Source organism: Veillonella agrestimuris, assembly GCF_943193065.1.
GTDB lineage: Bacteria > Bacillota > Negativicutes > Veillonellales > Veillonellaceae > Veillonella > Veillonella agrestimuris.
Map to the genome: position 1 here is coordinate 13,373 of NZ_CALPCS010000014.1, position 21,210 is coordinate 34,582.

At 38.7% G+C, this 21,210-nt stretch carries 23 protein-coding genes; 1 reads left to right on the plus strand and 22 read right to left on the minus strand.

Annotated elements, in window-relative coordinates; genetic code table 11:
• Position 1: 1 nt before the first annotated feature.
• The 5 genes from NFR29_RS07175 to nth form a co-directional block, all read right to left on the minus strand.
• Positions 2-913, minus strand: a complete 912-nt coding sequence (locus NFR29_RS07175; RefSeq protein ID WP_251424962.1) for a DUF1385 domain-containing protein — start codon at positions 911-913, stop codon at positions 2-4.
• A 56-nt stretch (positions 914-969) separates the two neighbouring features.
• Positions 970-1,167 (minus strand): 50S ribosomal protein L31, encoded by a 198-nt coding sequence (gene rpmE, locus NFR29_RS07180; RefSeq protein ID WP_251424964.1) that lies wholly within the window; start codon positions 1,165-1,167, stop codon positions 970-972.
• Between the two features lie 73 nt (positions 1,168-1,240).
• On the minus strand, positions 1,241-1,510 hold the full coding sequence (locus NFR29_RS07185) for a YdbC family protein (RefSeq protein ID WP_251424966.1): 270 nt from the start codon (positions 1,508-1,510) through the stop codon (positions 1,241-1,243).
• Positions 1,511-1,618: 108 nt separating this feature from the next.
• Positions 1,619-3,061 carry a hypothetical protein gene (locus NFR29_RS07190; protein ID WP_251424968.1) on the minus strand — a complete coding sequence of 481 codons (1,443 nt, stop codon included), beginning with the start codon at positions 3,059-3,061 and terminating at the stop codon, positions 1,619-1,621.
• Positions 3,062-3,064: 3 nt separating this feature from the next.
• Complete coding sequence (gene nth, locus NFR29_RS07195) at positions 3,065-3,700, minus strand: endonuclease III (protein WP_251424969.1); 636 nt, start codon at positions 3,698-3,700, stop codon at positions 3,065-3,067.
• Between the two features lie 111 nt (positions 3,701-3,811).
• On the opposite strand from nth, the gene NFR29_RS07200 reads away from it, so the two are divergent.
• Positions 3,812-4,081, plus strand: coding sequence for a DUF896 domain-containing protein (locus NFR29_RS07200; RefSeq protein ID WP_251424971.1), 270 nt, complete (start codon positions 3,812-3,814; stop codon positions 4,079-4,081).
• An 88-nt stretch (positions 4,082-4,169) separates the two neighbouring features.
• Here NFR29_RS07200 and NFR29_RS07205 read toward each other — a convergent pair whose 3' ends face one another.
• The 17 genes from NFR29_RS07205 to gluQRS all read right to left on the minus strand — a co-directional run bounded on the left by NFR29_RS07205 (position 4,170) and on the right by gluQRS (position 21,169).
• Entirely contained in the window at positions 4,170-5,417 is a 1,248-nt protein-coding gene (locus tag NFR29_RS07205) for an aminotransferase class I/II-fold pyridoxal phosphate-dependent enzyme (protein WP_251424973.1), read from the minus strand.
• Between the two features lie 171 nt (positions 5,418-5,588).
• Positions 5,589-6,161 (minus strand): porin family protein, encoded by a 573-nt coding sequence (locus NFR29_RS07210; RefSeq protein ID WP_251424976.1) that lies wholly within the window; start codon positions 6,159-6,161, stop codon positions 5,589-5,591.
• 149 nt (positions 6,162-6,310) lie between these two features.
• Entirely contained in the window at positions 6,311-7,339 is a 1,029-nt protein-coding gene (gene ftsZ, locus NFR29_RS07215) for a cell division protein FtsZ (RefSeq protein ID WP_251424978.1), read from the minus strand.
• Positions 7,340-7,486: 147 nt separating this feature from the next.
• Entirely contained in the window at positions 7,487-8,353 is an 867-nt protein-coding gene (locus tag NFR29_RS07220; RefSeq protein ID WP_251424981.1) for a cell division protein FtsQ/DivIB, read from the minus strand.
• 27 nt (positions 8,354-8,380) lie between these two features.
• Positions 8,381-9,313 (minus strand): D-alanine--D-alanine ligase family protein, encoded by a 933-nt coding sequence (locus tag NFR29_RS07225; protein ID WP_251424984.1) that lies wholly within the window; start codon positions 9,311-9,313, stop codon positions 8,381-8,383.
• A complete protein-coding gene (gene murC / locus NFR29_RS07230) occupies positions 9,310-10,692 on the minus strand; it encodes a UDP-N-acetylmuramate--L-alanine ligase (protein ID WP_251424987.1) in 1,383 nt (460 codons plus the stop codon). Before murC ends, NFR29_RS07225 begins: the two co-directional genes overlap by 4 nt.
• 13 nt (positions 10,693-10,705) lie before the next feature.
• The gene (gene murG, locus NFR29_RS07235; protein WP_251424990.1) at positions 10,706-11,815 is read right to left on the minus strand and encodes an undecaprenyldiphospho-muramoylpentapeptide beta-N-acetylglucosaminyltransferase; all 1,110 of its coding nucleotides are present in this window, start codon (positions 11,813-11,815) and stop codon (positions 10,706-10,708) included.
• Between the two features lie 4 nt (positions 11,816-11,819).
• Positions 11,820-13,184: a UDP-N-acetylmuramoyl-L-alanine--D-glutamate ligase gene (gene murD, locus NFR29_RS07240; protein ID WP_251424993.1), complete on the minus strand. Its 1,365-nt coding sequence runs from the start codon at positions 13,182-13,184 to the stop codon at positions 11,820-11,822.
• 88 nt (positions 13,185-13,272) lie between these two features.
• Positions 13,273-14,259 carry a phospho-N-acetylmuramoyl-pentapeptide-transferase gene (mraY, locus tag NFR29_RS07245; RefSeq protein ID WP_251424996.1) on the minus strand — a complete coding sequence of 329 codons (987 nt, stop codon included), beginning with the start codon at positions 14,257-14,259 and terminating at the stop codon, positions 13,273-13,275.
• A gap of 65 nt (positions 14,260-14,324) precedes the next feature.
• A complete protein-coding gene (locus NFR29_RS07250; protein ID WP_251424999.1) occupies positions 14,325-15,683 on the minus strand; it encodes a UDP-N-acetylmuramoyl-tripeptide--D-alanyl-D-alanine ligase in 1,359 nt (452 codons plus the stop codon).
• Between the two features lies 1 nt (position 15,684).
• On the minus strand, positions 15,685-17,169 hold the full coding sequence (locus NFR29_RS07255; protein ID WP_251425002.1) for a UDP-N-acetylmuramoyl-L-alanyl-D-glutamate--2,6-diaminopimelate ligase: 1,485 nt from the start codon (positions 17,167-17,169) through the stop codon (positions 15,685-15,687).
• A gap of 59 nt (positions 17,170-17,228) precedes the next feature.
• Positions 17,229-17,633 carry a septum formation initiator family protein gene (locus NFR29_RS07260; protein ID WP_251425004.1) on the minus strand — a complete coding sequence of 135 codons (405 nt, stop codon included), beginning with the start codon at positions 17,631-17,633 and terminating at the stop codon, positions 17,229-17,231.
• Positions 17,634-17,654: 21 nt separating this feature from the next.
• Entirely contained in the window at positions 17,655-18,587 is a 933-nt protein-coding gene (gene rsmH, locus NFR29_RS07265) for a 16S rRNA (cytosine(1402)-N(4))-methyltransferase RsmH (RefSeq protein ID WP_251425007.1), read from the minus strand.
• 11 nt (positions 18,588-18,598) lie between these two features.
• Complete coding sequence (gene mraZ, locus NFR29_RS07270; RefSeq protein ID WP_251425010.1) at positions 18,599-19,030, minus strand: division/cell wall cluster transcriptional repressor MraZ; 432 nt, start codon at positions 19,028-19,030, stop codon at positions 18,599-18,601.
• A gap of 402 nt (positions 19,031-19,432) precedes the next feature.
• On the minus strand, positions 19,433-19,753 hold the full coding sequence (trxA, locus tag NFR29_RS07275; RefSeq protein WP_251425013.1) for a thioredoxin: 321 nt from the start codon (positions 19,751-19,753) through the stop codon (positions 19,433-19,435).
• An 11-nt stretch (positions 19,754-19,764) separates the two neighbouring features.
• Positions 19,765-20,139: a CoA-binding protein gene (locus NFR29_RS07280; protein ID WP_251425016.1), complete on the minus strand. Its 375-nt coding sequence runs from the start codon at positions 20,137-20,139 to the stop codon at positions 19,765-19,767.
• An 82-nt stretch (positions 20,140-20,221) separates the two neighbouring features.
• Positions 20,222-21,169, minus strand: coding sequence for a tRNA glutamyl-Q(34) synthetase GluQRS (gene gluQRS / locus NFR29_RS07285; protein WP_251425018.1), 948 nt, complete (start codon positions 21,167-21,169; stop codon positions 20,222-20,224).
• Positions 21,170-21,210 lie beyond the last annotated feature (41 nt).

Here is a 21,210-nt window from a genome sequence, read left to right on the forward strand (position 1 = left end):
TTTACACTGTACTATCTTCATAGGCTACTTCTTCAGGAGGCCGTACTTCTTCTAAAGCACGGATAGCCACTTCGATTTGATCGTCTTCTGGTTCACGGGTCGTCATATATTGTAATAATAACCCCGGTTTAACCAAAGCTTTCACAAAGCCATTTTCACTGCGCCCAGCAAGACGAATAAACTCATAAGCAATACCTGCTACCACAGGCATAAGGAGAACTCTAGATATAATGCGTTCCCACACATTAGGCCAGCCTAAAAAGGCAAATACAAATATACTCACTACCATCACGACTAGGAGAAAATTAGTGCCACAACGAGCATGTAACCTTGTTTGAGCCCGCACATTTTCTACTGTTAAAGGTAGATTATTTTCATAAGCATGAATGGCTTTATGCTCTGCCCCATGATATTGAAAAACTCGTTGAATATCTTTTGTGCGACCAATGGCCCAAATATAGAGCAAAAATAGAGCTAACCGAATAACGCCTTCCAATAAATTAAGTATAACATGGTTATTCTCTATGCCGGGGATAAATTTCACAGCATATGTAGGAAGGGCTAAAAATACAGCAATCGCAAATATCGTTGAAAGTACCATTGTAATGGCAATTTCACTATTCGACATTTCCTCTTCTTCCTCGCCTGCTGCTTTGGCAGAAAAAGTTAATGCCTTCATACCGATGACGAGAGATTCATAGAGAGCTACACAGCCTCGAAGAAATGGTTTCTTTAATATAGGATATTTATCTTGTATAGACGTCGTTGCTCCACGTTGTACGACAATGGTACCTTCTGGTTCGCGCACTGCCGTAGCAGTATAAATAGGCCCGCGCATCATGACACCTTCTATAACAGCTTGTCCGCCGACGAACTTTTTAATGCGTTTCGTATTCACACATAATCCTCTCATAAACAAATAGAGGCAGAGCCTTAAGCCCTGCCAATAGTTGTTACGCTACTAACAAATTATTTACCGTAACGTTTGTTAAATTGTTCAATACGACCACGAGCTTGAGCCGCACGTTGTTGTCCTGTGAAGAACGGATGGCAATTGGAGCAAACGTCTACACGAAGATCTTCTTTTACAGAGCCAGTTTTGAATGTGTTGCCACAACCGCAAGTAACTGTAGCTTCTTTATAGTCTGGATGAATACCTTGTTTCATTCTAAACACCTCTTTTCAGCAATCAATATTATTCTCATAGATTATAGCATGAGGAATAGACAAATGCAAGACACTACTCTTTGGATGCCTTCTTTTCCTCAATGGATTCTGCTAATATAGTTTCTAAATCGCTTTCATTTAAAATATCGCGCAATGCGATTAATTCTTCTAAAGAAAGGGTAATGCCTTTTTTCATGCTTGTATATTCGCTATCCCAAGCGCGAAGGTCAAATTTTGGATTGTATTTTCCCCAACTTGTACAAGTGAGTTGTTTTTTCCAACCATCTTTATCTTCTGATAAAGTACCAATTACTTTAAAAATTTCAAAATTAATAACTGCCATGTAAACCCTCCTTTCTCGCCTTTATATGTATCATACACTAGATGTCAATTATACATTGTATATCTAAAGCATACGATTTATTTTAAACTAAATCATAGTGATTGACAATTATTTTTTAAAGTCACTATAATCTTCTAAATCAATTGATTCTGCAGGAGGTATAACGGCTTTAGCTGCATCATCAATATTCGCAGTCCACGCCTCTTGTGCAGAACGCATCGCTTCATCAAAACTAGATTGTGCCGTATCCACTTCATTAATTAAATGTGCTTCCGCCTCTGCCGATAATACTTGACGACGAACAGAACTTAACATATAGCCAAAGGCTTCTTCCCCTTTTACGAGCATAGAGATTTCATTTATTATAGTAGATCCTATAGTACTAGAGAAATAGGTATACCACATATAGGCAATCTCTTTGTCTGGAAACATCCAATATACACCGCTCACTGGCTCTATCGCACTAATAGCAACCGACTTATTCCCTTGAGGACCAACGATAGCCAAGAAACAGGCATTCCCTGTAGAGGCTAATTCTTCTCGCGCTGCTGGGGACAGACGGCTATCCTTACAATAAATGCCATCTTGCCCAAGAGCACGATCTAATTGGCGACCTGGCAAAAAGATAGAACGAAGTGATAACGCATAATTTAAAACAGAAAATACTGGCAATTCTGTAAATACGCCGTGTGGCAACGGAATATAGGAAATCTCCTTCCATTCACCAGTAACGAATTCTCGGATGCCAATGCGCATTTTTTTTACATCTGCTTTGCCATACACAATTTCATACACTCCCAGCGGTGCCCATTCATAAATAGATTCTACTCGTTTTTGGTGTAAGAAAAATTGTAATGCCATATTATTTAGTCCAACTGGATTTTGCACCATAGTAGCTGGTAAAAATAATTGTGCCGTACCTTCTGGAACGAGATTATGAAGACCGTTTGCGACTTCTTCTACAATATCTTCACTAGATTGGAACATACCTGTTGTACCTACAAAGATATGATCAAAATAGCTGCGATGAGGCCAATGATTAATAATTTGAGCCATCGGGTATAAGCGAGTGAGCATGCTATAACACACATCAGAATCAGTATAAAGAACTACTTTTTTATCAGGATATGCCTGTAAAATATCATCAATTTTAGACGCATATTCTTCAACATACGCATATAGAACGAGTTCACCAGTCTTACTGTGTGCCTCGATGCTACGCTCAACAGGATTTGACCATTCTTCCCCACTATTAATACCTTCTAAATAGCCCGTATCACTGATAAATTCAAAGAGTTCTACTTTAAAAGAAGGTCCATAGAGTTGACGGAATGTGTCTACATCATACGGGACTGGGCCAAAAGCTTCTACTGTAGATGTTTCTGCTAAAGCATATAAATCTTCTGGTGTTATCCCCCATTCCCGAGAGCTAGCATTAGACGATACAAGCTGATCTAATACATTAAAACGCATCAATTCATTCACAACATCGATACCTTCTAATTGATGTTTTCCAAAGAGTTCTATTAACTCAATATGATTAGATTTCATAGGTTAAACCTTTCCTGCTGAAGGACAAATATGATTTAAAAAGCATTCTTCACATAATGGCTTACGAGCCTTACATAGTTGACGCCCATGGTAAATCAACCAGTGATGAGCAGCAGCCCAATCTTCTTTAGGAATAGCTTTTTGTAATTTTAACTCCATTTCTTCTGGCGTTTTAGCAATGCCTAATTTTAATCGATTAGACACGCGAAATACGTGTGTATCTACAGCTATTGCAGGAATGCCCCACAACACAGAAACCACTACATTTGCCGTTTTGCGACCTACTCCAGGGAGCTCTATTAATTCATCAATAGTGCGAGGCAGTTCACCTTTATATTTCTCAATCAAAATCTGACAAGTATCGATGAGATTTTTTGCTTTCGATTTATAGAGACCACAATCTTTAATAAGTGTTTCTAATCGTTTTACCCCAATCGACAACATCGCTTCTGGCGTATTTAATTCTGGGAACAACCGTTTTGTCACAATATTTACTCGTTCGTCCGTACATTGTGCAGACAATACAACTGCAACGAGCAATTCAAAATCATTATTATATTCTAAGGCCGGTTTTGCATCGAAATAATGTTCTTCTAGTAATTTCAATTGCTCTGCCTTAATCGCTTTAGTAACACGCATAGTGTTCTCCTTTCTCACTTGTGAAAGATAAATGCGTACATATATTATCATACCACATAGAGCAAATTCGATTCTATGATATAATAGATAATATTAGAAATGAGGTGTACCATGAGCAATATTAATGAAACATTAAAACGAATTAACGAGTTAGCAGCTAAAAAGAAAGCTGGTGAAGAGTTAACTGCCGACGAATTAGCTGAAAAAAAAGAACTCTATGAAGTATATTTAAGCTTTATTCGAGGTCAGATTACAAGTACTTTAGACCGAGTACAATTTGTAGATCCTGAAACAGGTGAAGTGACAGCCCCTAAAAAAGCTCTTGAAAATTTGGCTTTAGAAGCCGATAAAGATATCGAACAAAATAAACCTATCCACTAACATACCAAAAGGCTAGCCCTAGTCAAATTAGGGCTAGCCTTTTAATATTTTATTAATTCGCTACTACAAAAATCATAGCCTTATGTATTTATAATTTACCTAATGCTTTCATAGTATTATAGATTTTTTCCGCCAAACCAGTCATTTGGAATTTAGGGATCCCACAGGCAGCAATACGAATACCATTGGTCAAGGCAATAACATAAATGTGATCTTTTTTAAGCTCTTCACAAATAGCCGTAGCAGATTCCGTAGGAATAGTAATAAAGAAACCACCGCGATATGGCAACATTGGCAATCCTACTTCAGCAGCTTCTCGTTTAAAGATTTCCGCCCGATCGCAAATCAATTGATAATAACAATTACGTTCTGCTTCATAGGCTTTTACTTTTTCTGGGTCTGCCATAATATTGGCCATTGTCCGCATTGCTGGACGACAAATATTTGACCACGTAGCGCGGCTCGTACATTTATTAATGTCTAAAAATTCCTCAGCAATCTCTTCATTTGAAGAAATACCAATTAAAGCCCCTACCCGTTGACCGTACATAGTGAAGCCTTTAGACAAGCTATAACATACACATGTGAGGATTTCTTTTGGTAAATTACCAAATTTTTTGAAGAAGCCTCTCACCTCTTCTTTTTCTCCAGAGAAATCGAGATACGCTACATCGATGCCAAGAATTACATTATTACGGCCAATAGCGACTAAGTCTTTTAAGAATTGCAAAATACTATCCCAATCATTATCTTCTACAGAATAACCTGTTGGATTATTTCCAGGACTATTGAAAATGACTACAACATTTGTTTGTTTAGCAGCCAATTCATTAACGCGATTTTGAAACGCATCATGATTGAAACGGTTTTGCTCATCAAATAAAGTATACGTTACGAGAGTACGGCCTGTATCGCTGCAAATTGTTCGATAAGAACCCCAATACCAATCAGCAGTCAATACTTCGTCACCAGGATCAGTATAATTATGAATAATATGGTGAATGCCACCTGTACCACCAGCAGTGGCAATGCTACGAATATGCGCATCAGGGCGCGACTCGCTAAAGCAAGCTTGTTCTGCGGCGGCTAAAAACTCCGGAATCCCTGCAATAGGTGCATAGCCGATGTGCTCTGCATCACCTAAACCCAAATATTCCTGCTTTACAGTTTCTAAGAATACTAATCGACCTTCTTCATCATAAATAGCCCCTAATGTGCCATTAATAACTACATCGCGGCCATTTTGTCGCGTATCTTCTGCTGCCTGTCCTGCAGTAACGAAAATGACATCTTTTAATTTTTTGCCTTTTGCATGTTTTGCTGCCACACTAATCATTGTGAACACACCACCCTATCTAAAAAAGAAAGATTACATATTTATAATACAAAATGTTTCTTCTCGTGACAATGTATATTCAACGAAAATATTGTATACATGCATGAATATATAAAAAGCCGATGCATCTAGACAATCTAAATGCATCGGCTTTAGTTTTAAACTATTGGATTAGAATGTGTAACCTACACCAGCATGTAAGCCTTTAGAAGATTTTTCTTCACTATCTACACTGAACTTATCATATGCGTAATACACGTTTAAATCAACATTAGGTTTCAATTCATATTGAGCACCAACTTGGTAAGTTTGTTTCACATCATTACCCCAGCCAGCCTTAGCGAAACCGTTGATTTTATCTGTTAAAGGCATGTGGCCAATTACACCTGCTTGTACGCCAAGCTCAGTGTCATGTGTACGAATAGCAGTACCAGCACCATATAAATTTACATTAGGATGTACTTTGTACACTAATCCGAATTGGTGGTTTTTAATATCACCATTATCGGCATTTACTTTATCGTAAGAGTATTGCACAGCAGTTTTATCGCTTAAATCATGTTCTAAGGACACACCAAAACCATCGTTATTGCTGCCGCCCCCATTAGAAACCTTTTGATTAAATGCATAATCAGCTTGTACTTTTGTAGATCCATCGCTGATTTTTGTTACTGGTACAGCTGCTGCAAAAGCACTAGTAGAAATTACTGTAGCTGCCAATGTCAATAATACTAACTTTTTCATTGGTACCTCCTATACACACATATACTTCATGTGTCTTAATAAGTTACGTTTGTGTCTTTCTATAGTTATACATATATAGTACATATATTATATAAGGCTTATATGAATATAGAGGCACATCTCATATAAGATGTGCACTCATAAACATATTATTTTCTCATAAATGCTGGAATTTCTGGCATACTGCTAGACGTTGCAGTAGAGCGAGCACCAGTAGATTTTCCAAATTCAGGCACTGCTTTAGGACTACCACTAAAGCCAGTAGCAACAACAGTGATTTGAACTTTATCACCTAAGCTGTCATCAATAACGGAACCGAAGATGATATTTGCATCTGGATCTGCTGCATCAGCAATGATTTCAGCAGCTTCGTTAATTTCGAATAAACTGAGGTTTTCACTACCAGAAATATTTAACAAGATGCCTTTTGCACCATCAATAGAAGTTTCCAATAATGGGCTGTTAATAGCCATTTTAGCAGCATCAGCAGCACGGTTTTCACCTTCGCCAACACCGATCCCCATCAATGCTTCGCCTTGCTCAGTCATAATCGTTTTTACGTCTGCAAAGTCAAGATTGATCAAACCAGGAACTTGAATCAAGTCGGAAATGCCTTTAATACCTTGACGAAGTACATCGTCAGCTGTGCGGAATGCATCGCTTAAAGAACATTTTTTATCAACAACTTGTAACAATTTATCATTAGGAATTACGATGATAGTGTCAACTTTTTGAGTTAAGAACTCAATACCTTTTTCAGCTTGCGCACGACGACGTTTACCTTCGAAGGAAAATGGTTTAGTCACAACACCTACAGTTAATGCGCCAACTTCTTTTGCACATTCTGCTACGATTGGAGCTGCACCAGTACCAGTACCGCCACCCATGCCAGCAGTTACGAATACCATGTCAGCACCGTCAAGAGCTTTGATGATATCTTCGCGGCTTTCTTGAGCTGCTTCTTCACCGATTTGAGGATTTGCACCAGCACCTAAGCCTTTAGTTACTTTTTCACCAAGTTGAATTGTAACGTCTGCTTTGGACAATTCTAATACTTGGCTCTCTGTGTTAGCAGATAAAAATTGAACACCTTTCAAATCGCTATCAACCATACGGTTTACAGCATTGTTACCGCCGCCACCTACACCGATAACTTTAATATTAGCAAAATCTGACATTGAACTTCCTCCTCTTATCGTTATCTATCATCGTCAATATAAATGCAATGCTTTCAATTTATATGCAGATTAAATTATAACAATCATATATATTTTACACTATAATTTAAAAACTTTCCACTATCTCTATAATGAGATATGTAATAATTAATTCGCTTTTGTATTCCCTGTTGATATAGATCCCTGCAGCCCTGTATCCGTCTTAATATAAGGGGCTGCCGGATTTACATCAATATATTCGACAATACCTTGGCTCTTGATTAAATCTTTAAGCATAGATTGCGTTAGTTCTGCTTTTTCTTTCAAGTTATTACCATTGCCAATCCGAATTTGTATACCCGATACCGTATAAGCTAATATATGGTTTGGATCTCCTACGTTAATCTCTGCAATTTGCTTAAATGTTTCTTCATCTAAGTTTTGTAAATATGTCAAAGTCTGCAATATAGGTTCATCCTTTACGAAATCACCTAATAAAATATTACCGCCTTTAACACCAGAAATAATAGGCACCGATGTATCTTCAATAGCATCTTCAGAAACGATAACTTGACCATTCTGATCTAACGCCAAATAACCAAACTGTGCCGGCACTGTTACCATAGCTTTACGCTCAACGATTTGAACAACCATAGTTAAAGGCAACTCATAACTAATATGAGCTTCTTCGATACGAAGATCATTAGCTAAACGACGTTTCAAGGTATCTGTATTAATGTGCAATATATTAATCGGTTCCTCTATATTACCAGCGATTTCTACATCTTGAAGGGTTACCTTCTGCGTTCCTGTTACCTTTAGTGAACCCAATGGTATTGGTAATGTAAATAAAGCGATTAAAATAACAGCCACTACAAGGCCTATTTTTAATACTTTTTTTCTAAATAATAGACGCTCCCTTTCCTCTGTATTAACAAGTCTTGGTTCGGAACTAGCCACAGGGGCCGTCCCATTAGCGTCCTTTACATGATCCATCTCCCCAGAGTTGGATGGATGGTGATTCATATCATCCATAACATAACTCCTCACATAGTAAAGGCCTTAAAATTTACCGTAGCCTGCTGTTAATAAAATTTTCTCGCATAGTTCAGGGAATTCAATGCCTACTTCTCGTGCCGCTTTTGGCACTAAGGAAGTCGCTGTCATGCCTGGTACAGTATTGTATTCCAATACATACATATTGTTGTTGTCATCCGTCATAATATCTACACGGATGACACCGCTACCTTGCACTTCAGCATACACTAATTCACCAATAGCTTGCATTGCTTTTGTCATCTCTTCGTCGATTGGAGCAGGCACTAAATATTCAGTGGCTCCTACCGTATATTTACTTTCATAATCGTATTCCCCCGAATGAGGACGAATTTCGATAACTGGTAAGGCTTTACCATTTAAAATAGACACAGTAAATTCACGACCATTTAAAAATTGTTCAGCCACCAAAACGGAGTCATATCGCAACGCTTCTGTTACAGCTTCTACTAAAGCAGTTTCTTCTTTGACAATGGCCACACCGATACTCGATCCTTGTGTAGCCGCTTTAACGACTACAGGGAAAGAGAAATTATCTTTAATAGAGGCGATAATATCATCTTTGCTTTCTACTGTGGCATTATAAGAACGAGATTCCGCCGTTGGAATATGAGCGCCTTTAAATACGTCTTTACTTACTTTTTTATTCATCCCTACAGAATGAGCCATAATGCCCGATCCCGTGTAAGGAATTTCAGCCATTTCCAAAAGGCCTTGTAAGGCACCATCTTCACCATAACGCCCATGGATAGCATTAAATACAACTTCTCCACCGAGTGTTTCAATGTCTTGTAACACAGTTCGTGGGTTGAGCTCCAAAGGAGATACTGTATACCCTTTACTTGCCAACGCTTCTGCAATGGCAGCACCGGTACGGCGAGATACTTCTGCTTCTGCCGAAGGGCCACCCATTAATACGACAATATGTTTATCTTTCATTGTAAACCTTCTTCCAATAGTGCTAATAACTTAGGTCCATATTGATTAATCGACCCAGCACCCATCGTGATGACTAAATCATTAGGGCGCACAACTTTGGATAATACTTGCGGTAAATCATTAACGTCTGCTACATAATTAACACTACGACCTGTAGCCGCTTCAATAGCGGAAGGAATCGTGTCTCCATTAATTCCTTCAATAGGCGCTTCACCAGAACTATAAATATCAGTCATATAGACTTCATCTGCGTTAGTGAAAGCTGTAGCAAATTCATCTTTCAACAATTGGGTTCGAGAAAATCTATGCGGTTGGAATACACAGATAACACGATGTTTTTCTAGCTCTTTAGCAGCTTTCAAAGTGGCTTTGATTTCTGTTGGGTGATGCGCATAATCATCTACAACCCATACACCAGCCACGTGACCTTTCGTTTCAAATCTCCGTTTAGCGCCGATAAATTTACCTAAACCTTTTGCAATAGTCGCCACCGGTACACCACACACTTCGTAAGCTACAATAAACGCAGCTAAGGAATTCAATACATTGTGATTCCCTGGAACGCGCAAATGAATTCTGCCTAAATTACTTCCTTTATGAAACACATCGTACACTAAGGAACTATCTTCATAGTGAATATTTTTAGCCATATAATCATTGGACTCGTCTAATCCATAAGTAACAAATTGTCGATTTACCTTAGCCATAACGGTTCTAATATCTTCATTATCGCCGCAAACGATAGCTTTATCTTCAGGCCTTAAGGTCTCTACAAATTGACAAAAGGCATTGAGTAAATTGTCCATCGTTTTGTAGTAGTCCATATGGTCATCTTCAATATTAGTAATCACAATAGTGCGAGGCTTCAATTTTAAGAAAGAACCGTCACTTTCATCCGCTTCTACCACAGAATAACGGCCTCCTCCTAAACAACTACTGCCTTTTAAATAATCCACTTCACCGCCGATAATAACAGTAGGATCTAGGTCACCTTCGATTAAAATTTGACCAATCATAGACGTAGTTGATGTTTTACCATGAGCACCAGCTACAGCAATACCATCTGTTACATCTAACACAGCTTTCACAATATCAGAGCGATGTAAAATCGTAATGCCTGCCTCTTTAGCAGCTACGATTTCTGGATTATTCTCATGTATAGCTGTGGATCGAACTACTGCATCTACGCCATTTACATAGGCACTATTATGACCAATATGAATAGTAGCACCCATATCTCTAAAGCGTTTAATAATATCTGATTCCATTACGTCAGAGCCAGATACATCAAATCCTTTTTGAATCAATATATTGGCAATGGCGCGCATTCCAGAGCCACCAATACCAATGAGATGGATTTTATGAATACCTTCTAACATAATATAACTCTCCTTACTTCGCCATGGATAATGCAATTTCTCCTATATGACGAGCTGCATTGGGTCTACCTAATTGCAAAGCTCGTTCTCCCATTTGAGCCAATAATGCACGATTATCCATGAACATTTCAATTTCCCCAATTAAATCATGTCCACTTAATACTTTATCAACAATCATATGCGCAGCCCCTTGTTGAACAAAAATGTGGGCATTATATGTTTGATGGTCTTCTGCTGCATAGGGATACGGAATCAAAACAGAGGGAATCCCTCTAACAGCCAATTCCGCTAAACCGATAGCGCCCGCTCGAAAAACTGCTAAATCAGCTGCTGATAAAGCCTTTGGCATATCGTGTAAATAAGGCAAAATCAAAGAGGATGATCCTAATGCTTCCCCATTATCAATCCCCAATTGATCTAATACAGATTGATATTCCCCATTACCAGTAATATGAATGAGCTTGATATCATTCCGATCTTTAAAGTGCTTATGCACATCTACCATAGCCCGATTAATCGTACGGGCACCACGAGAACCACCAGCAATTAAAACCGTAAATATAGTATCGTCTAAATTGAAATACGACCGCCCATCACCTCTAGAATCGACTAGTACTTCTGGGCGTACTGGATTTCCAGTATAGACGATACGCTTTGCTTTATCAAAGGACTTACTAGCTTCTTCATAGCCAACGGCTACTACATCCACAAATCGACTGAGGATTTTATTAGTAATACCAGCAATGACATTTTGTTCTTGAATAATAGTAGGAATTTTACGTAATGCAGCAGCCAATAAAATAGGACCACACACGTAACCACCAGTACCGATTACAACATCAGGTTTAAAATCGGAAATAATAGAATTAGCTTTCACCAATGACCAAGCTGTTTTTCCTAATGTCACCAAGGTTCCTAAGGATAATTTTCTCTGTAAACCTTGTACAGGAAGTGTAACAAAATCAATACCTTCTTTTGGTACTAAATCAGCTTCTAATCCATGTTCTGTACCTACATAGAGAACTTGCGCGTCAGGCTCCATTTTCATAATTTCCTTATAAATAGTAATAGCAGGGTAAATATGTCCACCAGTGCCACCACCAGAAATAATGATCCGTTTCACAGCCTTAGCTCCTCTCTTCTAACGTGTGTACCCAATGTTTAAAAGCATCTCCCCGTTCTTCGAAGGAGCCATACCAATCAAAACTAGCACAAGCCGGCGATAACAACACAATATCACCTGGTGTGGCTAATGAATAACCTAACTCTACTGCCTCTTTCATAGATGTCACTCTATGAATACGACTCATACCTACTTCTTTAGCAGCTACTTCAAAGCGCTCCGCTGCCTCTCCCATGAAGATGACTTCTTTGGTATGCTCTTTAACAAAAGCCATGAAATCATCTAAAGGTGTCATTTTATCATGACCTCCTGCTAGTAAAATAACGGGTTCTGTAAAGGCTTCTAAGGCTTTAATTACAGAATCTGTATTTGTCGCTTTCGAATCATTGTAAAATCGTACACCATGAATCGTTGTTACGTCTTCCAAGCGATGTTCTACGCCCCGGAAATCGCTAATGACTTTACCAATAAGCGCTACATCCACCCCTAACGCATAAGTAAGAGCAATGACGGCTAATATGTTTTCAATATTGTGGCTGCCTTGTACGTGAATATCATCGTCGCTAATAATAGCTCGAGATACACCGTCTTTTACAGCATAACAAGTACCACTCTTATAATACGCACCACAATGTACTTCTCCATGTTGACTGATCATCAATACTTGACTAGGCGTTCCTTCAGCCATGGCTGCAACGATTGAATCATCCCCATTGAGAACAACGAAATCTGCACTCAATTGATTACTAAAGATACGTTTCTTTGCAGCAATGTAATTCTCCATCGTCTTATGACGAGCTAAATGATCTGGTGAAACATTCAGAACTATGGCGCCTAATGCACGAAAATCTTTGATTGTTTCCAGCTGATAACTAGACAATTCTGCTACTACATAACCGCCTTCAGGCATAGAGTAAGCCACTTCACTTAAAGAGTCGCCAATATTGCCACCTACTTTCACAGGTAAACCTGTAGCGGTCATCACATTGGTGAGTAATGTGGTAGTTGTGGTCTTACCATTTGTACCAGTAACACCAAGAATAGGAGATTTGCAAATATCATAAGCCAATTCAACTTCACTAACAATTTCAATATGTCGTTCCATAGCAGCTTGAACAATGGGTATAGATAAGGAAATACCAGGGGAAATAATAATACGATCAACACCGTCTAGCAAATCATTATCTTGTCGACCTGTAATGATGGTAACCCCAGCCGCTTCTAGACGTTTACGAGTTTCGTCATCAAAATCGACAACCTTATAATCGTTCAAAATTACATTTGCTTTTAATTGTCCTAACACCCATGCTGCTCCGATGCCACTAGCCCCTGCACCGAGCACAAGTATGCACTTATCTCCGTACTCCATGTATACCACCCAATTATAATCACTAAAAATATCTTATCTTATAAGAATACCATTAAATCTTCTTCAAGTTAAGACTTTCTATTATAAATTACATCGATACAGTCGCAATAAGTACACCAACAATTGCTAATAGAGCGCCGCCGAACCAGAATCGATTGACCACAGTTTGCTCAGACCAACCAGATAATTCAAAATGATGATGGATAGGACTCATTTTAAAGACCCTCACACCACGGGTTTTGAAAGAAATAACTTGAATAATAACAGACAATGCCTCCATAACGAAAATACCACCAATAACAACGAGTAATAATTCTGTTTTCGTTAAAATCGCCATGCCTGCAAAAGCAGCGCCTAATGCTAACGATCCAGTATCGCCCATAAATACTTTAGCAGGGTTAATATTAAAAATCAGGAACCCTAACGATACAGCCGTTACAATGGCTCCAAAATAAGCTACGCTTTCAGCTGCTAATGCGTTTGTCGAAGAGCTTAGCATTAAACCGATAACAGTAAACGCAATAGCCGCAATAGCAGACGTGCCTGCAGCTAAACCATCGAGACCATCTGTAAGATTTACTGCATTCGTTGCGCCTACGATAATAAGGAACACTAAACCATAGTAAGCCCAACCTAAATCGATATACGTATTAACAATAGGAATCCATAAAGACGTTGATAATGTTGTAACTTCTGTTAAGCCGTAGCAAAATAAGGCAGCCAAAATAAATTGACCTAGCAATTTCTGCTTAGCTGTTAACCCTAAGTTACGTTTCTTAACAGCTTTTACAAAATCATCAAAAAATCCTAATAAACAATGTCCTAACGTCAAAAATAAGAGCATTCCTGTAGCTACATTCCACGGTGCAAATAGTACTATCCCTATGGTGAGGGCAAGCATCATAAAAGCGCCACCCATCGTTGGTGTACCAGCTTTTGCTTGATGGCTTTCTGGGCCTTCTTCACGGATACTTTGTTGTGCATGTAAGGATTTAAGCACAGGAATACCGATTTTTCCTAGTATAAAGGTAATAACAAAAGTAGCAATAAAGGCTACTAGAATGTGATAGATCATCTTTAGTTCCCTACTCCCTTATAAAGACTAATAGGGCTAGAGAAATCTAGCCTGTTCATCTACTATTATTGAAACTCTTTTAGTTCTTCTACGACGCGCTCCATACGAAGGCCGCGAGAACCTTTTACTAAAATGACATCCCCTTTTTCACAAATATCATGATAAGCATTAGCCATTTCTAAATGACTATTACAGCGATGTACTTCCAATCCAGCCAAATTTGCTTCTTTCGCAATATATTCAGCTGCATCGCCAAAAGTAAATACTACGCTATAACCTTCTTCACCTAGTAATTTACCTACTTTACGATGCTCTTCTTCTGTAAAACTACCTAACTCAAGCATATCACCAAGCATAGCAATTTTTCGTTTTCCTTCTAATTGACCGAGTGCTTTGATGGCTTCACTCATAGAAGAAGGATTCGCATTATAAGCATCGTTAAGAATAACGATGTTAGGGAAAGAAATGATTTCTTGACGCATTGGCGTTCCCGCAAATTCACCGAGTCCTTTTTTTATTTTCGACACCTTCACGCCCAATGCACGACCTACCGCAATAGCTGCTAATGCATTGTACACATTGTATTCCCCAATCATAGGAAGGAATACATCAAATACATCATCATAGGCTTTGCAAGTAAACTTAATACCATCTTTTTTATAACCTAAATGACTCCCCCGAATCGTCGCATTACTATGAATACCATAGGTCATCGTTTTGCCTTTGGCAAATTCGCTCATAGCACTTACAAAAGAATCATCTTCATTAAGCACTGCAATGCTATCGTCCCCAAGACAGCGAATCAATTCGCCTTTTGCTTCTGCTACCGCTTCTTGGGAACCTAACAATTCAATGTGACTCGTCCCCACATTAGTAATCATACCAATAGTAGGTTCTGCAATTAATGCTAGTTCTTCGATTTGACCGAGACCTCGCATCCCCATCTCCACCACGCACGCTTCGTGAGCTTCCGTAAGTTGCAACAATGTTTTCGGTAAACCAATTTCATTGTTAAAGTTTTTTTCTGTTTTTAACACATTAAATTCCGTACCTAGTACGGCTGCTACCATTTCTTTAGTCGTCGTTTTTCCCGACGAACCTGTAATGGCCACTACAGGAATAGAGAACCGACGTCTATGAAAGTTCGCCAAATCTTGATAAGCCTTCAATGTATTATCAACTTCGATACATACGATACCTTCTACAGAACGACCTTTTTCTACAATCGCACCAGTAGCACCTTTTTCAATGGCTGTAGAAATAAAATCATGCCCATCAAAGGTATCGCCACGCAAAGCGACAAAGAGAAAACCTTTCTCTATCGTTCTCGTATCAGTAGATACATCTTGGAATTCTATATGAACTTCATTATTGCAAAAGCCCTTTGTAGCTTTTACAACATCATGGACTGTAAATTTTGCCATATTAGATCTCCTTAAGAGCTTGTCGCGCCTCTTCTCGATCATCAAAGTGAATCGTTTTATCTTTTAAGATTTGATAAGTTTCATGCCCTTTACCAGCAATGATGACCATATCGCCGGTTTTAGCTTCTCCAATTGCATGTTGAATCGCTTCGCGGCGATCGATGATAACCTCGTAAGACGTTCCTTCTCGTAATCCTTCTTTCACACCTACTTCTACATCTTTTACGATTTGCACTGGATCTTCTGTGCGAGGATTGTCAGAAGTCACATAAATAACATCCCCATGTTCAGCTGCAATGCGTCCCATAATCGGACGTTTTGTAGCATCTCGGTCGCCACCGCAACCAAATACAACGATAATGCGATTTTCTTTAATCGCTTCCGCTGTCTCTAAAATATTTTCCAACCCATCTGGTGTATGTGCATAATCAACAACAACAGCAAAATCTTGTCCTTCTTCAACGAGCTCAAATCGGCCCGGTACAGAAGTAAATGTTTTCAACGCTTCTTCGATGGATTCCATAGAAATGCCTTCATGGATACAAGCGCCAATAGCTGCTAAAGTATTATACACATTAAATAATCCCGTTGTATTCATCGATACAGGATAGGCTTGATTATTATATTGCACTACATATTCACTAGATTTAGTAGACATTTCAATGTGATTAGCATTGAGGGAACCAGCTCCACGAGTACTATACGTAATAATAGGGGCTGTCGTTTTTTCTACCACTTTTTCCCCATATGGATCATCAATATTTATAACGGCCCCTTTTCGAAGTTTATGTTGGCCTTCATAGCTCACTTGTTCAAACAACTTGCATTTAGCGGCTAAATAATTATCAAATGTTTTATGAAAGTCCAAATGGTCTTGTGTCAAATTAGTAAATACTGCCGTATCAAATTCAACACCAGCTACTCGACCTAAATCTAATGCATGAGAAGACACTTCCATAACGCAGTGGGAGACCCCTTCTTCTACCATTTGATGGAGAATATGTTGCAAATCAACTACATCTGGCGTCGTATTATTAATAGGATAAGTAGTATCTCCAATCATAATATGAACAGTGCCGATAACACCTACTTTGTGACCTTGAGCTTTCAAAATATGACGAATCATATGAGTGGTCGTCGTTTTCCCATTTGTTCCTGTCACACCGATCATGCGCATTTCATTAGCAGGGTAATCAAAGAAATACGGTACTGCATCCATCATTGCTTGACGCGTATCTGCTACAGTGATAACGCATACATCACCTCTCACCTTCACTGGTTTAGATACAACGACTGCAATAGCCCCTGCTGCAATAGCTTGATCAATGTAATCATGACCATCTACAGTAGCCCCATCAAGGGCAATAAATAAACTATTCTCTTTCACTGCTCTCGAGTCCGCCGTAATATCTGCAATAGATACCTTTTGATGACCCGTCACAGACTGGCTATCTATAACCGTAATGATATCTTGTAAAGATTTCATGTCTATTCTCCTCTATATACGCAAATGAAAGCAGCTCCTACGAGAGCTGCTTTGCCTGGCTAGTCTATAATTTGCTGTTTCGTTTGCACATTGCGTTCTGTAGTCGTACTTTTTGTGCTATATACAAAAGAATCAGGCAAAACCATTCCCAATGTTTCAGCTGCAATTTTTTGAACTCGCACTGGAGATTTTAATGATGCTACTTCTACACTAAGAGTATCGTTATCTTTAGTTAATTGTACTATAGCTGCCTGTGTTTTAACTACTTCATAACCTAATTTAGTAATATAAGCGTTCATAATCATAGCAACGAATAAAAAGCCTACTACTACAGCTATCCACTGTACTATAGTTTTCAGCGTAGGACTTAAATCGAAAACAATACTTTTGCTTTCTCGTTTCCCTTGTACCCCAACTAACACATCGCTTTTAACGCGGCCTACAGCAGCCTTTCTCGCTAACATTAAATCTAACCCCTTCCAACACTACAATTTAATCCCCACTCTAAGTTTAGCGCTTCTCGATCTTGGATTTATCTCTATTTCCCTTTCACTTGGCTCGATGGCCTTATTTTTAGCCTTAATAACGGCTTTATTATTACATACACATACCGGTAAGTTTGGCGGACATACACAAGCTGTACTCAACTCTTTAAAAGTTTGTTTTGTAATTCGATCTTCTAAAGAATGAAATGTAATAACGCCGATTCTCCCATTCGGTTTCAACAGTTCCACAGCATCTACAAAGCTATCGTGTAAAATAGCTAATTCGCGGTTCACTTCAATACGAATCGCTTGAAATGTACGTTTTGCCGGATGTGGTCCATCTTGTCGAGCTTTCGCAGGTATTGCTTTTTTGATAATACTTACGAGCTCACCGGTTGTTATAATTCTTTGTGTATTACGAGCATCTACGATAAAATCAACAATACGTTTTGCCCATCGTTCTTCACCGTAGTCTTTAATAATTCTAACTAAGTCTTCATAGCTATATTCATTCACTACTATTTCAGCAGTTAATGGCGCGTCTTTGTCCATACGCATATCGAGAGGTCCGTCATTCATATAGGAAAACCCTCTCTCTGGCGTATCTAATTGATAACTAGAAACCCCTAAATCAAATATAAAACCATCTACCTCATGAATACCATGAGATTGAAGAGCTTCTTTCAAGTTCGCAAAATTTGTCGGTATCGTCAGCACTTTGCAAGGCAAATTAGACAATCGTTCTCTTGCCACGGCTAAGGCATCTTCGTCTTGATCTAGACCTACAATCATGCCTTCCGGAGTTAATCGTTCCCCTAAAGCATGAGCATGACCTGCACCACCCAAAGTGCAATCCACATATATTCCATTTGGATCAGTAAGCACAGAATCTACCGTTTCATGCAATAATACACTGACATGATTAAATTCCACGATAGTCCTCCTTACAGATTTAAATCATCTAAGCCTTCTGCAAAAGCTTCGATACTGCCATATACATCATTGCTATAATCGTCGTAATGTTCGCGACCCCAAATTTCTACATGATCACCAGCGCCGATAATGACAACGTCTTTTTGCAATTTTGCATGTTCTCGTAACGGCTTTGATACGAGAATACGCCCTTGTTTATCAAATTCAAGTTCCACAGCGCTACCAAAATAGAAGCGTTTAATGGCCCTTGCATTGACCTTTGTTGATGGTAGTGAATTTAGTTTCTGGCACAATTTGTCCCATGATTCTTCGGTGTAGATGGTAATACAATTATCTAGTCCATTGGCAAGAATACAATGATCGCCTAGCTGTTCACGTATTTTAGCAGGTATAATCAACCGCCCTTTTGTATCAATAGTGTGGTTATATTCTCCTATGAACATCTTGTATCACCGCCCTTTCATCACTATCCACCACTATATGGTAAATTCTACCACATTCCCCCACTATGTACAACAAAATTTCCCTAAAATATGACAAATTTATATTTTTTTTATAATTATTTTTTTATTTTCTTCTTTTTTCTCCAATTTTCGCAAACGTACGTTCTATTTTATAGCCTAAAAAAATAGTGGTGTACCTCAGTTTTATAAAATCCCTATATCCGTTCTCCACCTTTCACCACTTTTAGGCATACAAAAAAGACCCATTGGTGCATATTATTACACCAATGGGTCTTATATATGTATATAATTATAACAATCGAACTAGTTTATCTCATAATTCACCACATATCTCTATGAGACAGTAAGTTCAATAGACTAGTGATTATCTATAATGGCTAATTAGAATTGGGCTTCAATAGCGCCTTGTAAATCACCTTTTGGTAAGAAACCAATTTTACGATCTACTACTTTACCATCTTTAATAATTACAAATGTAGGTAATACTTCTACTTGTAATTCACGAGCCAAATCTGGTTCTTCGTCAGCATTCACTTTCACAATAGTCGCTTTGCCTTCTAATTCACCAGCAATCTCTTCAACAACTGGCATCATACGGATGCAATAACCACACCAAGGAGCCCAGAAATCAATGACAGCTACGCCACCTTGTTCCAATAAACCTTGATATTCTGCTGTTTTTAGTTCTTTTAATTCGCTCATGACATACCCTCCTAAGGTAATTGAATTAATACGCAATCTTGAATCACATGTAATCCCGCCTGATTTGCTTTTTTTAGTACTGATGGTTTATCCGCACCTGGTTGCAACCATACAGTGGGAATACCTAATGTAACACATTCATCAATAGCTGCTAAACCAGCTGATTCAGGCACAACAAAGTCTACTACAGACGGTACCACCGGAAGATCAGATAGACTCGGATAACATGTATCACCATCAATGCTAGCTACATTGGGATTTACCGGATAGACTTCATATCCATGATCTTTTAAGCATTTATAAATCTTATACCCAAACTTATCGGTTTTATGAGTAGCCCCAATAACGGCCCAAATCTTTTCAGCTAAAGCATCTCTAACAGTCATGCTATCACCTCTTATACTATTATAATAAAACATCGAAAAAAGTCAATATTACGCATTGAATATTTTCAAAGTATCCAACATATCAGAAGACACCATCAACGATAATACTCTTCTGCTTCAATAGCTCTGTATTAATTGAACGTTCTAGTAATTCATCTAAAGATATACGAGGATTACTACTAGGTTGAATCAAGCCTGCCAACATAGCTAATTCTCCAAGTATACGATTGGGTTCCCACTGCAAAGCTCTTAATTCTCGTATCGTGATACTCTGCTGTCGTTTTGACAATCGATGACCATCACTATCGATTAAAAGAGGAGCATGACTGTATCGTGGAGAAACAGCTCCTAAGAGATTATACAAATATAATTGTTGCGGTGTCGTATCTAATAAATCTTGCCCTCTCACAACTTCAGTAATGCCCATCTGTATATCATCGATGACGACGGCTAAATTATAAGCATACATGCCATCACCACGGCGCAGAACGAAATCATCTATACCACCTTGCAATGTATAACACTGTTCACCTTGATATATATCATCAAAATAAAAAGTCCCTGTTTCTACCTTCACACGATAGGATGGCACTTTTTCTTCCATTCGCTTCTCTACTTCAGAAATAGTTAAGTGGCGACAATGACCGTCATAATGATGAACTATTTCCCCCCGATGCGGCGCAGACGCAATAGATTGCACTCTTGTACGATTACAGAAACAAGGATACGTTAAAGCTCTATCCCCTAAAGATTGTAAAACTTCATCATATAGATGGAGTCGTTCACTTTGCCAATAAGATAACTGAGGACCGCCTACTCGTGGACCTTCATCCCAATCAAAGCCAAGCCACTCCAAATCATCTAACAATGCTTCTCCATAGTCTCGTTTCGATCGTTGCAAATCGATATCTTCTATACGGACTACATATGTACCTTGTTGCTGTCTCGTCGATAGATACGATAAAAGGACAATCCACACGTTGCCTAAGTGAATATATCCCGTAGGGCTCGGCGCGAATCGTCCTTTCATAATAACTCCTTAATGACACCAATTCATGATGAATCGTCACT

Coding starts and splice junctions, on each gene's coding strand:
- NFR29_RS07175 (WP_251424962.1), bottom strand. CDS start 913: ATGAGAGGATTATGTGTGAATACGAAACGCATTAAAAAGTTCGTCGGC.
- rpmE (WP_251424964.1), bottom strand. CDS start 1,167: ATGAAACAAGGTATTCATCCAGACTATAAAGAAGCTACAGTTACTTGC.
- NFR29_RS07185 (WP_251424966.1), bottom strand. CDS start 1,510: ATGGCAGTTATTAATTTTGAAATTTTTAAAGTAATTGGTACTTTATCA.
- NFR29_RS07190 (WP_251424968.1), bottom strand. CDS start 3,061: ATGAAATCTAATCATATTGAGTTAATAGAACTCTTTGGAAAACATCAA.
- nth (WP_251424969.1), bottom strand. CDS start 3,700: ATGCGTGTTACTAAAGCGATTAAGGCAGAGCAATTGAAATTACTAGAA.
- NFR29_RS07200 (WP_251424971.1), top strand. CDS start 3,812: ATGAGCAATATTAATGAAACATTAAAACGAATTAACGAGTTAGCAGCT.
- NFR29_RS07205 (WP_251424973.1), bottom strand. CDS start 5,417: ATGATTAGTGTGGCAGCAAAACATGCAAAAGGCAAAAAATTAAAAGAT.
- NFR29_RS07210 (WP_251424976.1), bottom strand. CDS start 6,161: ATGAAAAAGTTAGTATTATTGACATTGGCAGCTACAGTAATTTCTACT.
- ftsZ (WP_251424978.1), bottom strand. CDS start 7,339: ATGTCAGATTTTGCTAATATTAAAGTTATCGGTGTAGGTGGCGGCGGT.
- NFR29_RS07220 (WP_251424981.1), bottom strand. CDS start 8,353: ATGGATGATATGAATCACCATCCATCCAACTCTGGGGAGATGGATCAT.
- NFR29_RS07225 (WP_251424984.1), bottom strand. CDS start 9,313: ATGAAAGATAAACATATTGTCGTATTAATGGGTGGCCCTTCGGCAGAA.
- murC (WP_251424987.1), bottom strand. CDS start 10,692: ATGTTAGAAGGTATTCATAAAATCCATCTCATTGGTATTGGTGGCTCT.
- murD (WP_251424993.1), bottom strand. CDS start 13,184: ATGGAGTACGGAGATAAGTGCATACTTGTGCTCGGTGCAGGGGCTAGT.
- mraY (WP_251424996.1), bottom strand. CDS start 14,259: ATGATCTATCACATTCTAGTAGCCTTTATTGCTACTTTTGTTATTACC.
- NFR29_RS07250 (WP_251424999.1), bottom strand. CDS start 15,683: ATGGCAAAATTTACAGTCCATGATGTTGTAAAAGCTACAAAGGGCTTT.
- NFR29_RS07255 (WP_251425002.1), bottom strand. CDS start 17,169: ATGAAATCTTTACAAGATATCATTACGGTTATAGATAGCCAGTCTGTG.
- NFR29_RS07260 (WP_251425004.1), bottom strand. CDS start 17,633: ATGTTAGCGAGAAAGGCTGCTGTAGGCCGCGTTAAAAGCGATGTGTTA.
- mraZ (WP_251425010.1), bottom strand. CDS start 19,030: ATGTTCATAGGAGAATATAACCACACTATTGATACAAAAGGGCGGTTG.
- trxA (WP_251425013.1), bottom strand. CDS start 19,753: ATGAGCGAATTAAAAGAACTAAAAACAGCAGAATATCAAGGTTTATTG.
- NFR29_RS07280 (WP_251425016.1), bottom strand. CDS start 20,139: ATGACTGTTAGAGATGCTTTAGCTGAAAAGATTTGGGCCGTTATTGGG.
- gluQRS (WP_251425018.1), bottom strand. CDS start 21,169: ATGAAAGGACGATTCGCGCCGAGCCCTACGGGATATATTCACTTAGGC.